We start from the raw sequence: 13,013 nt of genomic DNA, 5'->3' as shown, positions 1-13,013 counted from the left end.
GCCTCGGGGCCAGGTCGCCGCCGGCCGGGCCTGAAGGTCGCCGCGCGCGGCATCAGGCGCGGTGCGGCACCGTCGCGGCGGTCGTCACCTCGCTCGCGCCGAGGGGCTCCCCCGCCGCGACGCGGGTCGCGTTGGCGAGCGTCACCTCGGCGATGGCGCCGAGCGCCTCGGCGGTGAAGAAGGCCTGGTGGCCGGTCACCAGCACGTTGGGGAAGGTCAGCAGCCGGGCGATCACGTCGTCGGCCAGGATCTCGTTCGAGAGATCCTCGAAGAAGAGGTCGGCCTCCTGCTCATAGACATCGATGGCGAGGCCCCCGAGCTGGCCGGACTTCAGCGCCTCGATCGCGGCCTCGGTGTCGATCAGCCCGCCGCGGCTGGTGTTGACCAGCACCAGGCCGGGGTGCGCCAGCGCCAGGGTCTCGGCGCGGACGACGTGGCGCGTCTCGGGCGTCAGCGGGCAATGCAGCGTCAGGATGTCGGCCTGCGCGGCGATGGCGCGCGGTTCCATGTAGGTGACGCCGATCGCCTGCAGGCCGGGATCGGGATGGACGTCGTGGGCCAGCACGCGGCAGCCGAAGCCGGCGGCGAGGATGCGCGCGACGATGGCGCCGATCTTGCCGGTGCCGAGCACGCCGACCGTCTTGCCGTGCAGGTCGAAGCCGAGCAGGCCTTCAAGGGCGAAATTGCCGTCCCGCGTGCGCTGGTAGGCGCGGTGGATGCCGCGCACGAGGGCGAGCATCAGCCCGATGGTGAATTCCGCGACCGCATGCGGCGAATAGGCCGGCACGCGCGCGACCTTCATGCCGAGCCGCTGCGCCGCCGCCAGGTCCACGTTGTTGAAGCCGGCGCAGCGCAGCAGGACGAGCTTCGTGCCGCCGGCGGCGAGCCGTTCCAGCACCGGTGCCGAGAGGTCGTCGTTGACGAAGGCGCAGACCGCCTCGGCCCCCGCCGCCAGCGGCGCGGTCAGCGGGGCGAGGCGGGGCTCGAGGTAGAGGATCTCATGCCCGGCTGCCGCCGGCGCTGCCTCGAAGCTGCGGCGGTCGTAGGGCTTGGTGCTGAACATGGCGATGCGCATGGGGTCCTCCGCGCCGGTCAGCCGAGCAGCAACTGCACGGCGACGATCTTGGCGATGGTCATGGTGGGGAAGACGATGGCGTAGCCCACGTCCGCACGGTCGCTGCCGAGCAGGCGATTGGCGCCCGCGAGGATGGCCGGGTTGCCGGTGGCCCCGGCGCAGACGCCGAACAGGTCGTCGATGCGGATGCGCAGGATGACGTGGCCGATCAGCAGCACGGTCAGGACGATGGTGGCGAGCACCAGCGCCGCCCCGGCCAGCACGGCCGGGCCCTGGGCCGCGACCGTCTCGACGAAGGGTCGGCCCGAGGCGATCGCCACCTGTCCCAGGAAGATCGACAGCCCGAAGTTCCGCAGCACCATGTTGGCCGCGACCGGCATGCGCCAGCCGATGCCGAGGGTCCTGCCGCGCCAGCCGAGGACCAGCGCCACCACCAGCGGCCCGCCGGCGACGCCGAGGCTGAAGCCGCCCCCGCCCGGCAAGGGGATGCTGATCATGCCGACCAGCAGGCCGAGCGCCATGCCGATGCCGATCGAGATGAAGGAAAGTTCGGCATTGCCTTTCACGCTGTCGCCGAAATGGGCGGCGAGTTCCGGCTGGCGTCCGCTCTCGGCCAGCAGCACGAGGACGTCGCCGTATTCCAGTTCGAGTTCCGGACCCGGCAGCATGAGCGAATCGCCGCGCCGGACCTCGGCGATGCGGACGGCGAAGGGCGGCATCGGGATAGTCGCCAGCGTGCGGCCGCGGAAGGCCGGCCTGGAGACGGTGACGCGCACGATGTCGTAGGCGGCGCGGTCCTTGGCGAGGCGGCCTTCCTCCTCCTCCCCCAGGCGCGCGATCGCCTGGTCCACCGCCGCGGGCGGGCCGACGATCAGCAGGCCGTCGCCGCCGGCCAGGCGCGCACCGGGCTCGGCGGGCGCGTTCTGGTGCTCCCGCCGCATGGCGAGGACCATGATGCCTTCGGGCAGGTCCGCCGTGATCTCGGCAACGCTGCGTGCGGGCATGCCGGGTCGCAGCGTCACCTCGGCATGGCGCAGGCTGGGGGCAGGGGCCGGGACCTCCGGCCGGAACAGGCGCAGCATGAAGCCCATCAGGAGGATCGGCCCGATGACGCCGACCGGGTAGGCGACCGCATAGCCGATGGTCGGCTCCGCGCCGCCGCCCGCCGCGGTGATGGCCGCCTGCAGCGCCGAGGTGCTGGTGCCGGCGCCGGCGAACATCCCCGCCTGCATCGCGACGGACAGGCCGAGCATCCCGCCCACCGCCTGCGCCGCGAACAGCGCGGCGACGACCGCGGCGAGGGCGAGGAGGATCCAGCGCAGCCCCGGCCCCTTGAGGCCGGCGACGCATTGCGGCCCGTACTGGATCCCGGTGCCGTAGAGGAACATCAGCAGGCCGAGGGTGCCGACCAGGCCGGGCGGGGCCGCCCGCGGCGCGAGCGCCCCGATGGCGAGGCCGGAGAAGAGTACCGCGCCCGCGCCGAAGGTGACGCCAAGCACGGGCAACTGGCCGAGCGCATAGCCAAGCCCGATGGCGATGAAGAGGGCCAGCATCGGCGAGCCCTCGAGAATGCCGCGCACAAGCTCCACGCCGTTGTCCCCCCGAACTCAGCCGCGCTACCGGGCGCGGCCGGCGGGCAGCATCGTCGCGTGTTTGCGGGGCTCAGTGAAGCGTGAAGACTCCGTTGGCGTAACGGAGTTCCGCCGGTCGGGTCAGGGCGGTGCTGGCCACGCGGACGGAGTGCAGCGGCCCCTCGATCTCCCGCCGCCAGAAATCCAGGAAGCGGCTGAGTTCCGGGAAATCCGGCGCGTGGTCCAGCTTCTGCCAGATGTAGGCCTGCAGGACGTGCGGGTGGTCCGGCAGGTGGTAGAGCAACTCCGCCGTGGTCATGCGCCAGTCGGGGATTCGGAGGATCGGTTCGATTCCCTGCAGCACCGTCGTCAATCCTTTCCCTGCGGGGTGGTGAGCCGTGCGGTTTCTATCGGCGGCGCCACCTTCGCCGGGCGGCGACCGACATCAGGATGACATGTGCGGTGCGGCATGATGCAAGAAAAATCGTTTATATTCAGATTATTAGCACTCGCGCCCATTGAGTGCTGCCGAACGCTTGACGGCGTTGCGGGGGCGGCTTAGATCGCTGGCACTCCTCTGGGGGGAGTGCTAACGGCCGGGGTGCTCCGGCAACCGGCCAGGCTTCCCAGGGCGAGCCGTCATCAACCCGAGGCTCAGGAGAGGACACCAATGAACTTCCGTCCCCTGCACGACCGCGTTCTCGTTCGCCGCGTCACTGCGGAAGAGAAGACCGCCGGCGGCATCATCATCCCCGACACCGCGAAGGAAAAGCCGCAGGAAGGCGAAGTCGTCGCCGTCGGCGCGGGCACCATCAACGAGAAGGGCGAGATCCGCCCGCTCGACGTGAAGGCCGGCGACCGCATCCTGTTCGGCAAGTGGTCGGGCACCGAGGTGAAGCTCGATGGCGAGGAGCTCCTGATCATGAAGGAGTCCGACATCATGGGCATCCTCGAAGGTGCGTCCTCCGCGAAGAAGGCCGCCTGAGGCGCCGCTTCGCTGCGATCCCGACACCACGAAATTCAGAGGTAGAGACACATGGCTGCTAAGGACGTGAAGTTCGGCGCCTCCGCGCGCGAGAAGATGATCCGCGGCGTGGACATCCTGGCCGACGCCGTGAAGGTGACGCTGGGCCCGAAGGGCCGCAACGTCGTCATCGACAAGTCCTTCGGTGCCCCGCGCATCACGAAGGACGGCGTGACGGTCGCCAAGGAAATCGAACTGGCCGACAAGTTCGAGAACATGGGCGCGCAGATGGTGCGCGAGGTCGCTTCCAAGACGAACGACCTGGCCGGCGACGGCACCACCACCGCGACCGTGCTGGCCCAGTCCATCGTCCGTGAGGGCGCGAAGGCCGTGGCCGCCGGCATGAACCCGATGGACCTGAAGCGCGGCATCGACAAGGCCGTCGCCGAGGTGGTCAAGGACCTCGAGTCCAAGACCAAGAAGATCACGACCTCCGCCGAAGTGGCGCAGGTCGGCTCGATCTCCGCCAACGGCGAGACCGAGATCGGCGAGATGATCGCTCAGGCGATGGAGAAGGTCGGCAACGAGGGTGTCATCACCGTCGAGGAAGCCAAGTCCATCCAGACCGAGCTCGACGTCGTCGAGGGCATGCAGTTCGACCGCGGCTACGTCTCCCCGTACTTCATCACGAATGCGGAGAAGATGATCGCGGAGATGGATGACCCGTACATCCTGATCCACGAGAAGAAGCTGTCGCAGCTCCAGCCGATGCTGCCGCTGCTCGAGTCCGTCGTGCAGTCCGGTCGCCCGCTGGTGATCGTGGCCGAGGACGTCGAGGGCGAGGCGCTGGCCACCCTGGTCGTCAACAAGCTGCGTGGCGGCCTGAAGATCGCCGCCGTGAAGGCGCCGGGCTTCGGCGATCGCCGCAAGGCGATGCTGGAAGACATCGCCATCCTGACCGGTGGTGAGGTCATCAGCGAAGACCTCGGCATCAAGCTCGAGAGCGTGACGCTCGCCATGCTCGGCCGCGCGAAGAAGGTGCGGATCGAGAAGGAGAACACCACGATCGTCGAGGGTGCCGGCAAGAAGGACGACATCAAGGGCCGCTGCGAGCAGATCAAGGCGCAGATCGAGGAGACCACCTCGGACTACGACCGCGAGAAGCTGCAGGAGCGTCTGGCGAAGCTCGCCGGCGGCGTCGCGGTGATCCGCGTCGGCGGCTCCACCGAGGTCGAGGTGAAGGAGCGCAAGGACCGCGTCGATGACGCGCTGCATGCGACCCGCGCCGCGGTCGAGGAAGGCATCGTCCCGGGCGGCGGCGTGGCCCTGCTGCGCGCTTCCCAGAAGCTGGCCGGCCTGAAGGCCGACAACGCGGACCAGCAGGTCGGCATCGAGATCGTGCGCCGCGCGATCCAGTCGCCGATCCGCCAGATCGCCGAGAACGCCGGCAAGGACGGCGCCGTGGTCGCCGGTGAGGTGCTGCGCACCGACACCTACGAGTTCGGCTACGACGCGCAGTCGGACGAGTACAAGAACCTGGTGGCCGCCGGCATCATCGACCCGACCAAGGTCGTGCGCACGGCGCTGCAGGATGCCGCTTCGGTGGCCTCCCTGCTGATCACCACCGAGGCGATGGTGGCCGAGCGTCCTGAGCGCAAGGCGGCTCCGGCCGGCGGCGGCGACATGGGCGGCATGGGCGGCATGGACTTCTAAGCGCTCGTGCCGCGCGAAGACTTCTGATCGGTTCCACCGATCCGGAGCGGATGGGGGCAGTCCTTCGGGACTGCCCCTTTTTCGTTGGGGCGTGCTATGGCGCAGCGGAGACCAATGTCGGGAAAACGCCCATGAAGCGCCGCAGCCTCCTTCTCGCCCCCAGCCTCCTCGCGCCTGCCCTGGCGCGCGCGCAGGGGGCGGCCTGGCAGCCGAACCGCGCAGTGACCATGATCGTGCCCTATGCTGCGGGCGGCGGGACGGACATCGTCGGGCGGGAATTCGCCCAGCTCCTGTCGCAGAGGCTCGGCCAGCCGGTGGTGGTGGACAACCGCGGCGGCGCGGGCGGCAACATCGGCACGCAGCAGGTGGTCCGGAACACGCGGCCGGACGGCTACACCTTCCTCTACGCCGTCTCCTCCAATGTCGTGATCAACCCGCATGTCTATCGCACGCCCGAGCGCGAGGACCCGGCGCGCGTGCTGGTCCCGGCCGGCATCCTGGCGAACTACCAGTACATCCTGGTGGCCAACCCGCGTTTCCCGGCGACCAACCTGCAGGAACTGATCGCGCTCGCGCGGCAGAAGCCCGGCGAGATCACCTTCAGCCATTCGGGCACCGGCGGGAACAACCACCTGGCGGGCAAGCTGCTCGCGCGGATGGCGGGGATCGAACTGTCGGACGTTGCCTATCGCGGCACCGCGCCGGCGCTGATGGATGCGGTGAACGGGACGGTGCAGTTCAACATCTCCTCTCCGCCGCCGGCCATTCCGCTGGTGCGCGAAGGGCAGCTCCGGCCGATCGCGGTGACGGGCGCGCGGCGCTCCCCCGCCTTCCCCGATGTGCCGACGGTGGCCGAGCAGGGCCTGCCGGGCTACGCCGTGACCGGCTGGCACGGGCTGTTCTACCCGCCCGGCACGCCGGAGGGGCCGGTCGCCACCCTGCGCGCCGCGGCCAGCGAGATCGCCGCCTTGCCGGCCTTCCACGAGAAGCTCGGCCGCGACGGCCTTGAGCCGCTGGCGACGCCGGTGAGCGCCGAGGCCTTCGTCGCGCAGGTGCGTGACGAGCACGCCTTCTGGGGCCGCACCATCCCCGAGCTCGGCATCCGCCTGGAGTGAGGCGGGCGGGCGAATATTACGGAACGGATGCGATTGTTGACGCGCCTCTCATGATCTGCGCGTGATTCGGTCACCAATCGTGTCTCGCCTCGCCTTGCCGTGCCTCCGGAGACCCGGTCGCCTCCAAGCCGATCACGGACCGGCTGGGATACAGCCGGAGCGACCATCGCGCCGGCCGCGACGAAGGAGACGGATTGCATGGCCATCGGCACCGTGAAGTGGTTCAACGCGACGAAGGGCTTCGGCTTCATCGTCCCCCAGGACGGCGGCAAGGACGTGTTCGTCCACATCACCGCCGTCCAGAAGGCCGGGCTGACCGGCCTGAACGAGAACCAGAAGGTCAGCTACGACGTGGCGACCGAACGCGGCAAGGCCACGGCCATCAACCTCAAGCCGGTCTGACCCACCGGGTTGCCTGCGGCCGGGCGCCCCGCGCCCGCCGCCATCCTCTCGCCACCCGCGGGCGAGGGGCCTGAGGCCGGGTTCGCCCCGCCGTCGCGGTGGTGCGGTGAGGCACGGCAGCCAGGCATCGCTTTGCCGGGTGGGCGCGAAGCATGCATCCTTCCGCCGACAGCCAAGGCGGGATGTCCATGTTCACACTGACGGAACTGGAAGCGGCGGCGGCGCTGGTGCATGGCGCATTCGCGTCGACCCCGGCGATCGCATGGCCGTTGCTGGCGGCGCGCAGCGATGCCGAGGTCTGGGTCAAGCACGAGAACCACACGCCGACCGGCGCGTTTAAGCTGCGCGGCGGCCTTGTCTACATGGAGCGCCTGGCGCGCGAGCGCCCGCAGGTGCGCGGCGTGGTCAGCGCGACGCGCGGCAATCACGGGCAGTCGCTCGCCTATGCCGGCCGGCGGCATGGCGTGCCCGTGACGATCCTGGTGCCGCATGGGAACAGCGCGGAGAAGAACGCGGCGATGCGCGCCTTCGGCGCCCGCCTGGTCGAGCACGGCGAGGATTTCGACGCGGCGCGGGAGGAGGCGGCACGCCTCGCCGCCGCCGAGGGGCTCGAATTCGCGCCTTCCTTCGCACCGGACCTGGTGAAGGGGGTCGCGACCTATGCGCTGGAGTTCTTCCGCGCGGCGCCGGCGCTCGATGCGCTCTACGTGCCGATCGGGATGGGCTCGGGCATCTGCGGCTGCATCCTGGCGCGCGACCTGCTGGGGCTTTCCACCGAGATCATCGGCGTGCAGAGCACGGGGGCGCCGTCCTACGCGCTGTCCTTCGCCGCAGGCCATGTGGTGACGACGAACAACGCCGAGACGCGCGCCGACGGCATGGCGACGCGCGTGCCGGATGCGGCGGCCCTGGAGATCATCCGGCGCGGCGCCGCACGCATCGTCACCGTGACCGACGACGAGGTCGCCGCCGCCGTCCGCGCCCTGTGGCAGGACACGCACAACCTCGCCGAGGGCGCGGGCGCGGCGTCCTTTGCCGCGCTCATGCAGGAACGTGAGGCGATGCGCGGCAGGCGTGTCGGGATCGTGCTGAGCGGCGGCAACATCGACCTTGAACTTTTCCGCGACTGGGTGCTGGCCGCGGCCTAGCAGCCATCGGCGCGCGACCCCGGGACGATGCCGTCGCGGAGGGCGCGCGAGGCGCGGACAAGCCGCACGAGGGCGATCGGCACTGCAATGACCATTGGGCATATGATCGCGACCCAGGGACCGAACGCTGTCCACGTCAGCACACCGAAGCCAAGAAGTAGGATCACTTCCGCGACAGCCAGGTACGAACCGCGCAGTACATCCGCGGCCGCCCAGGGGAGGCGAGCGGGCAGGAACGCGACGGCGACCAATGCCAGGAAAAGAAGCAATTTCATATCAAGTGCGTCCATCACCCGCTCCGTGTCGCATACCAAATCCTCTCTCGGTAGGTTGCCGCGACTGACAGGACGGAAGGAAGGATAAGCCCATGAAGACCTGGCGCTTGACGAATGTTTGCCCGTTCGGGGGCGTGGCCTCGACCGTGATGATCACGGACGGGCGAATCTCCGCCATCGCGCCCGGCGCGGTGCCGCCTGACGGCACGCCTGTCGAGGACGGCCGCGGGATGCTGCTGCTGCCCGGCTTCGTCGAGGGCCACACCCATCTCGACAAGACCGCCTTCCATCTGCCGGACTGGCTCGTGAACCAGGTCGGCCCGCGCATCGAGGACAAGATCGACACCGAGCGCGAATGGCGCGCACGCACCGGGCACGATGCGGGGGCGGCGTCGCTCGCCCTGGCGCGGGCCTTTCTCGCGCAGGGCACGACGCGCATCCGCACTCATGTGGACGTCGATACCTCCGCCGGCACGAAGCATGTCGAGCGCGTGCTGCAAACGCGCGAGGCCATGGCCGGGCTGCAGGAGATCCAGATCGTCGCCTTCCCGCAATCCGGGATGCTGGCGCGGCAGGGGACGGATGCGTTGCTCGACGCCGCGCTGGCGATGGGTGCGGACATCGTCGGCGGGCTCGACCCCTGCGCCATCGAGCGCGACCCGGTGAGGCACCTCGACATCGTCTTCGGGCTCGCGGAGAAGCACGGCAAGCCGGTGGACATCCACCTGCACGAGCCGGGGACGATGGGCGCCTTCTCGCTCGACCTGATCCTCGAACGCACGCGGGCGCTGGGGATGGAAGGCAGGGTGGTGGTGAGCCACGCCTTCTGCCTCGGCGACATTCCGGAGCGCGACCGCGACGCGCTGCTCGCGCGCATGGCTGCGCTGGGTGTCGCGATCGCCACGACCGCGCCGGCCTCCCGCCTCGTGCCGCTGGTCGCACCCTGCCGCGCGGCGGGCGTGACGATCTTCGGCGGCAATGACGGCATCCGCGACACGTGGACGCCCTACGGCTCGCCCGACATGCTTGAGCGCGCGATGCTCATCGGCCTGCGCAACAACTTCCGCCGCGACGACGAGGTGGCGGTGGCGCTCGACTGCGTGACCGGGGCGGGGGCAACGGGCTGCGGCTTCGATGCCTACGGACTTGAGGCCGGCGCCCGGGCGGACCTCGTGCTGGTCGAGGCGCGCAGCCTGGCGGAGGCGGTCGTGGCGCGCCCCACGCGGCGCCTGGTGGTTTCCGGCGGGCGCGTGGTCGCACGCGACGGCGTGCTCCTGGCCTGATCGCCGGGCGCGGCTCGGTGGTGGTCGCGGCGGCCTGGCTGGGACGTCGCGAACAGGGAATGGACGCCGGGCCGGGACGCAATGGTTGCGTTTACCGAATGCGGAACGATACCCTGGGCAAGTGGAGGAAGAACCTCGTCTCGTCGGCATGACCATGTCGCGCGCCGCGCAGGATTGCGCCATGCGCACGGGACGTACGGTTTTCGCACAGCCCGTCGCGGCGGGCCGAGGCTTTGCATCCCATGCTGCCGCTGCGTCCCGGTTCCCGGCGCTGACCGGCGCCCCTCCGGGCCACCCGCCACCCGCCGACGCCGAGGCCATGACCGCGATGTGGCGGCGGCTCGCGCAGATGCGCCAGTGCGCCGGACGGTCCGAGGCGCAACTCGCCCGGGGTGAAAGCGGGGATCGGTTGCGTGGATAGCGGACCGCATCCCGTTCGCCACCACGGCGCGTTTCTGACGAAGGGCGCCGCCTGACGCGGCGCCGAAGACACGGACAAGCCGGGCCGCGGCACTCGCCGCCGCCACGGCGATTGGGGGAGACGCAATGATGTCGGATATCGACAGGGTCCTGGCGCGGATCGACCAGGACCTCGACGCCGCGCTCGAGCGGCTTTTCGCCGTGCTGCGCATCAAGTCGATCTCGACCGATCCGGCCTATGCGAAGGAATGCCAGGCCAATGCCGAATGGCACGCGGCCGACCTGCGCAGCATCGGCTTCGAGGCGAGTTCGCGCCCGACGCCGGGCCACCCCATCGTCGTCGCCCATGACCGCAGCGCGAGCGGGCCCTCGGCGCTGTTCTACGGCCATTACGACGTGCAGCCGGTCGATCCGCTGGAACTCTGGGACAGCGACCCCTTCGAGCCCCGCATCGAGACTCTGCCCGACGGCAGCAAGGTGATCCGCGGCCGCGGCGCCGCCGACGACAAGGGCCAGCTCATGGCCTTCGTCGAAGCGTGCCGCGCCTGGAAGGCGGTGACCGGCAAGTTGCCCATCCCGGTCTCGATCCTGCTGGAAGGGGAGGAGGAATCCGGCGGCGTCAACCTGCCCGGCTTCCTCGACGCGAATGCGAAGGAACTGCGCGCCGATATCGGCCTGATCTGCGACACCAACATGTGGGACGCGCAGACGCCGGCCATCGTCACCATGCTGCGCGGCCTGTGCGGGGAGGAGGTGATCATCCACGCCGCCGACCGCGACCTGCATTCCGGCTTCTACGGGTCGGCCGCTGCGAACCCGAACCGCATCCTCGCGCGCATCCTCGCCGACCTGCACGACGCCGATGGCCGCGTGACGCTGCCGGGGTTCTACGACGGCGTGCCCGAACTGCCCGAGGCGCTGCGCGAGCAATGGGCGAGCCTCGGCTTCAGCGCGGAGGCCTTCCTCGGCGCGATCGGCCTGTCCGTGCCGGCAGGCGAGAAGGGGCGAAGCGCGCTCGAGATGGTCTGGTCCCGTCCGACCTGCGAGATCAACGGCATGGGCGGCGGCTACCAGGGGGACGGGTTCAAGACCGTGATCCCGGCGGTGGCCTCGGCCAAGGTCTCCTTCCGCCTGGTCTTCGACCAGGACCCGCACGCCATCCGCAAGGCCTTCCGCGAGCATGTGCGCGCGCGCCTGCCGGCCGATTGCCGCGTCGAGTTCAAGGAACACGGCGCCGGCCAGGCCATCCGCTTCCCGATCGAGGACCCCGCCTTCGCCAAGGCCCGCGACGCGCTGAGCGCCGAATGGGGCAAGCCGGCGGTGTTCATCGGCGGTGGCGGGTCGATCCCGGTGACGCACCAGCTCAAGCAGTCGCTCGGCATGGATGTCGTGCTGGCGGGCTTCGGACTGGAGGATGACCGCATCCACAGCCCGAACGAGAAGTACAACCTGGTCAGCTTCCACAAGGGCATCCGTTCCTGGGCCCGCATCCTCGAGGCCCTTTCCCGATGAGCGAAGCCCCCGCCGCGCCCAAGACGGCGATGCAGAAGATCCTCGATACGGTGGAGCGCGTGGGCAACCGCGTGCCCCACCCGGTGATGATCTTCGTCTACCTGATCGCCATCGTGATCGTGCTCTCGGCCATCCTGGCCGCGTTCGGCGCGCACGTGGCCTATCAGGCCTACAATCCCGCGACGGGCGACATCGAGGCGATGCGCACCGATGCCCGCAGCCTGCTGACGGCGGCGGGCATCCGCTTCATGTTCACCGGCGTCGTCCAGAACTTCATGAACTTCAACGCCGTCGGCGTCATCATCGTCGCCATGGTCGGCGTCGGCGTCGCGGAGGAAGCCGGCCTCGTCAAGGCGCTGATCCGCAAGCTGGTGATCGTCGCACCCGCCTGGGCGCTGACCTACATCCTGACCTTCGTCGGCATCGTCTCCTCCATCGCCGCGGATGCCGGGTATCTGGTGCTGATCCCGCTGGCGGCCGCGGCCTTCATCTCGGTCGGGCGGCATCCGCTGGCCGGGCTTGCGGTGGGCTTCGCCTCGGTGGCCTCGGCCTTCCTGGTGAACATCCTGATCGTGCCGACCGACGGCATCCTGACGGAGATCACCAACGACGCGATCCGCCTGGTCAGCCCGACCCTGTCGATCGACCTCGCCGCCAATGTGTGGTTCTCGATCGCCTCCGTGGCCATGCTGACGGTGCTGATCGCGGTGATCACCGAGCGGGTGATCGAGCCGCGCCTCGGCGCCTATACCGGCGACTACGAGGTGCCGGGCGAGAACCGCCTGTCGGAGGACGAGTATCGCGGCCTGCGCTACGCGCTCTATGGCCTGCTCGCCGTGGTTGCCTTCCTGTGCCTGCTGACGCTGCCGCCGGGCGCGCCGCTGCGCCACCCGGAGACCGGGGCGATCATCGGCAATTCGCCCTTCATGACGAGCCTGATCGTCTCGATCGCGCTGATCTTCCTGGTCTGCGGCGCCGCCTACGGCATCGGCGCGAAGACCATGAAGGGGACGAACGACGTCATCGCCGCCATCCAGAAGGCGATCGGCGCGCTTTCCGGGCTGATCCTGCTGCTGCTCGTCATCAGCCAGTTCATCGCCTTCTTCAACTACTCGAACATGGCGACGCTGGCTGCCGTCTCGCTCGCCGAGGTGTTGCAGCGCGCCAATCTCGATGCGCTGTGGCTGCTGATGGGCTTCGTGGTCGTGACCTTCATCCTCGACCTCATCATCACCGGGGCGATCGCGAAATGGGCGATCTTCGCGCCCATCTTCGTGCCGCTGCTGATGCAGCTCGGCGTCTCGCCGGAGGCGGTGCTCGCCGCCTATCGCGTCGGCGACAGCCCGATGAACTCGATCACCCCGCTCAACGCCTATTTCGCGATGATCGTGACCTTCGCGATCAAGTACCAGAAGGAGGCGGGCATCGGCACGGTGATCGCACTGATGCTGCCCTACGTCATCTGGATCTCGATCGTCTGGACGGTGTTCCTGGCGGGCTGGCACCTGCTCGGCTTGCCCTGGGGCATCTGAAGG

Annotated in this window: 12 protein-coding genes; 8 read left to right on the top strand and 4 right to left on the bottom strand. The window is 69.5% G+C overall.

Annotated features, from left to right (window positions below; all coding sequences use genetic code 11):
• Window positions 1-52: 52 nt before the first annotated feature.
• The 3 genes from GXW76_RS17060 to GXW76_RS17050 all read right to left on the bottom strand — a co-directional run bounded on the left by GXW76_RS17060 (window position 53) and on the right by GXW76_RS17050 (window position 3,010).
• Complete coding sequence (locus GXW76_RS17060) at window positions 53-1,075, bottom strand: 2-hydroxyacid dehydrogenase (protein WP_211863300.1); 1,023 nt, start codon at window positions 1,073-1,075, stop codon at window positions 53-55.
• Window positions 1,076-1,092: 17 nt separating this feature from the next.
• Window positions 1,093-2,664 carry an aspartate:alanine exchanger family transporter gene (locus GXW76_RS17055; RefSeq protein ID WP_211863299.1) on the bottom strand — a complete coding sequence of 524 codons (1,572 nt, stop codon included), beginning with the start codon at window positions 2,662-2,664 and terminating at the stop codon, window positions 1,093-1,095.
• A 73-nt stretch (window positions 2,665-2,737) separates the two neighbouring features.
• Entirely contained in the window at window positions 2,738-3,010 is a 273-nt protein-coding gene (locus GXW76_RS17050) for an usg protein (RefSeq protein WP_338150983.1), read from the bottom strand.
• A 306-nt stretch (window positions 3,011-3,316) separates the two neighbouring features.
• Here GXW76_RS17050 and groES point away from each other — a divergent pair, with 306 nt between their 5' ends.
• The 5 genes from groES to GXW76_RS17025 all read left to right on the top strand — a co-directional run bounded on the left by groES (window position 3,317) and on the right by GXW76_RS17025 (window position 7,988).
• A complete protein-coding gene (gene groES, locus GXW76_RS17045) occupies window positions 3,317-3,631 on the top strand; it encodes a co-chaperone GroES (protein WP_211863298.1) in 315 nt (104 codons plus the stop codon).
• Window positions 3,632-3,682: 51 nt separating this feature from the next.
• The gene (gene groL / locus GXW76_RS17040; protein ID WP_211863297.1) at window positions 3,683-5,323 is read left to right on the top strand and encodes a chaperonin GroEL; all 1,641 of its coding nucleotides are present in this window, start codon (window positions 3,683-3,685) and stop codon (window positions 5,321-5,323) included.
• Between the two features lie 131 nt (window positions 5,324-5,454).
• Window positions 5,455-6,438, top strand: coding sequence for a Bug family tripartite tricarboxylate transporter substrate binding protein (locus tag GXW76_RS17035; RefSeq protein ID WP_211863296.1), 984 nt, complete (start codon window positions 5,455-5,457; stop codon window positions 6,436-6,438).
• Between the two features lie 198 nt (window positions 6,439-6,636).
• The gene (locus GXW76_RS17030; protein ID WP_211863295.1) at window positions 6,637-6,840 is read left to right on the top strand and encodes a cold-shock protein; all 204 of its coding nucleotides are present in this window, start codon (window positions 6,637-6,639) and stop codon (window positions 6,838-6,840) included.
• A gap of 188 nt (window positions 6,841-7,028) precedes the next feature.
• Window positions 7,029-7,988 carry a threonine dehydratase gene (locus GXW76_RS17025; RefSeq protein ID WP_211863294.1) on the top strand — a complete coding sequence of 320 codons (960 nt, stop codon included), beginning with the start codon at window positions 7,029-7,031 and terminating at the stop codon, window positions 7,986-7,988.
• Here the strand turns inward: GXW76_RS17025 and GXW76_RS17020 are convergent.
• On the bottom strand, window positions 7,985-8,278 hold the full coding sequence (locus GXW76_RS17020) for a hypothetical protein (RefSeq protein ID WP_211863293.1): 294 nt from the start codon (window positions 8,276-8,278) through the stop codon (window positions 7,985-7,987). The genes GXW76_RS17025 and GXW76_RS17020 overlap by 4 nt on opposite strands.
• Before the next feature lie 77 nt (window positions 8,279-8,355).
• Between GXW76_RS17020 and GXW76_RS17015 the strand changes: the two genes are divergently transcribed.
• The 3 genes from GXW76_RS17015 (at window position 8,356) to GXW76_RS17005 (ending at window position 13,010) form a co-directional block, all read left to right on the top strand.
• Window positions 8,356-9,546, top strand: coding sequence for an amidohydrolase family protein (locus GXW76_RS17015; protein WP_211863292.1), 1,191 nt, complete (start codon window positions 8,356-8,358; stop codon window positions 9,544-9,546).
• Window positions 9,547-10,092: 546 nt separating this feature from the next.
• On the top strand, window positions 10,093-11,478 hold the full coding sequence (locus GXW76_RS17010) for a M20/M25/M40 family metallo-hydrolase (protein WP_211863291.1): 1,386 nt from the start codon (window positions 10,093-10,095) through the stop codon (window positions 11,476-11,478).
• Window positions 11,475-13,010, top strand: coding sequence for an AbgT family transporter (locus GXW76_RS17005; RefSeq protein ID WP_211863290.1), 1,536 nt, complete (start codon window positions 11,475-11,477; stop codon window positions 13,008-13,010). The genes GXW76_RS17010 and GXW76_RS17005 overlap by 4 nt, the downstream gene beginning before the upstream one ends.
• Window positions 13,011-13,013: the final 3 nt, after the last annotated feature.

Origin of the sequence: Neoroseomonas soli (assembly GCF_018129065.1) — a bacterium.
Lineage (GTDB): Bacteria > Pseudomonadota > Alphaproteobacteria > Acetobacterales > Acetobacteraceae > Neoroseomonas > Neoroseomonas soli.
The sequence above is the reverse complement of the archived record's forward strand: the minus strand, read 5'-3'. Positions and strand labels throughout refer to the sequence as shown.

Excerpts from the sequence above, each read along its gene's own strand:
- GXW76_RS17005 (WP_211863290.1), top strand. The coding sequence starts at position 11,475 with ATGAGCGAAGCCCCCGCCGCGCCCAAGACGGCGATGCAGAAGATCCTC.
- GXW76_RS17035 (WP_211863296.1), top strand. The coding sequence starts at position 5,455 with ATGAAGCGCCGCAGCCTCCTTCTCGCCCCCAGCCTCCTCGCGCCTGCC.
- GXW76_RS17060 (WP_211863300.1), bottom strand. The coding sequence starts at position 1,075 with ATGCGCATCGCCATGTTCAGCACCAAGCCCTACGACCGCCGCAGCTTC.
- groL (WP_211863297.1), top strand. The coding sequence starts at position 3,683 with ATGGCTGCTAAGGACGTGAAGTTCGGCGCCTCCGCGCGCGAGAAGATG.
- GXW76_RS17030 (WP_211863295.1), top strand. The coding sequence starts at position 6,637 with ATGGCCATCGGCACCGTGAAGTGGTTCAACGCGACGAAGGGCTTCGGC.
- GXW76_RS17010 (WP_211863291.1), top strand. The coding sequence starts at position 10,093 with ATGATGTCGGATATCGACAGGGTCCTGGCGCGGATCGACCAGGACCTC.
- GXW76_RS17025 (WP_211863294.1), top strand. The coding sequence starts at position 7,029 with ATGTTCACACTGACGGAACTGGAAGCGGCGGCGGCGCTGGTGCATGGC.
- groES (WP_211863298.1), top strand. The coding sequence starts at position 3,317 with ATGAACTTCCGTCCCCTGCACGACCGCGTTCTCGTTCGCCGCGTCACT.
- GXW76_RS17015 (WP_211863292.1), top strand. The coding sequence starts at position 8,356 with ATGAAGACCTGGCGCTTGACGAATGTTTGCCCGTTCGGGGGCGTGGCC.
- GXW76_RS17020 (WP_211863293.1), bottom strand. The coding sequence starts at position 8,278 with ATGGACGCACTTGATATGAAATTGCTTCTTTTCCTGGCATTGGTCGCC.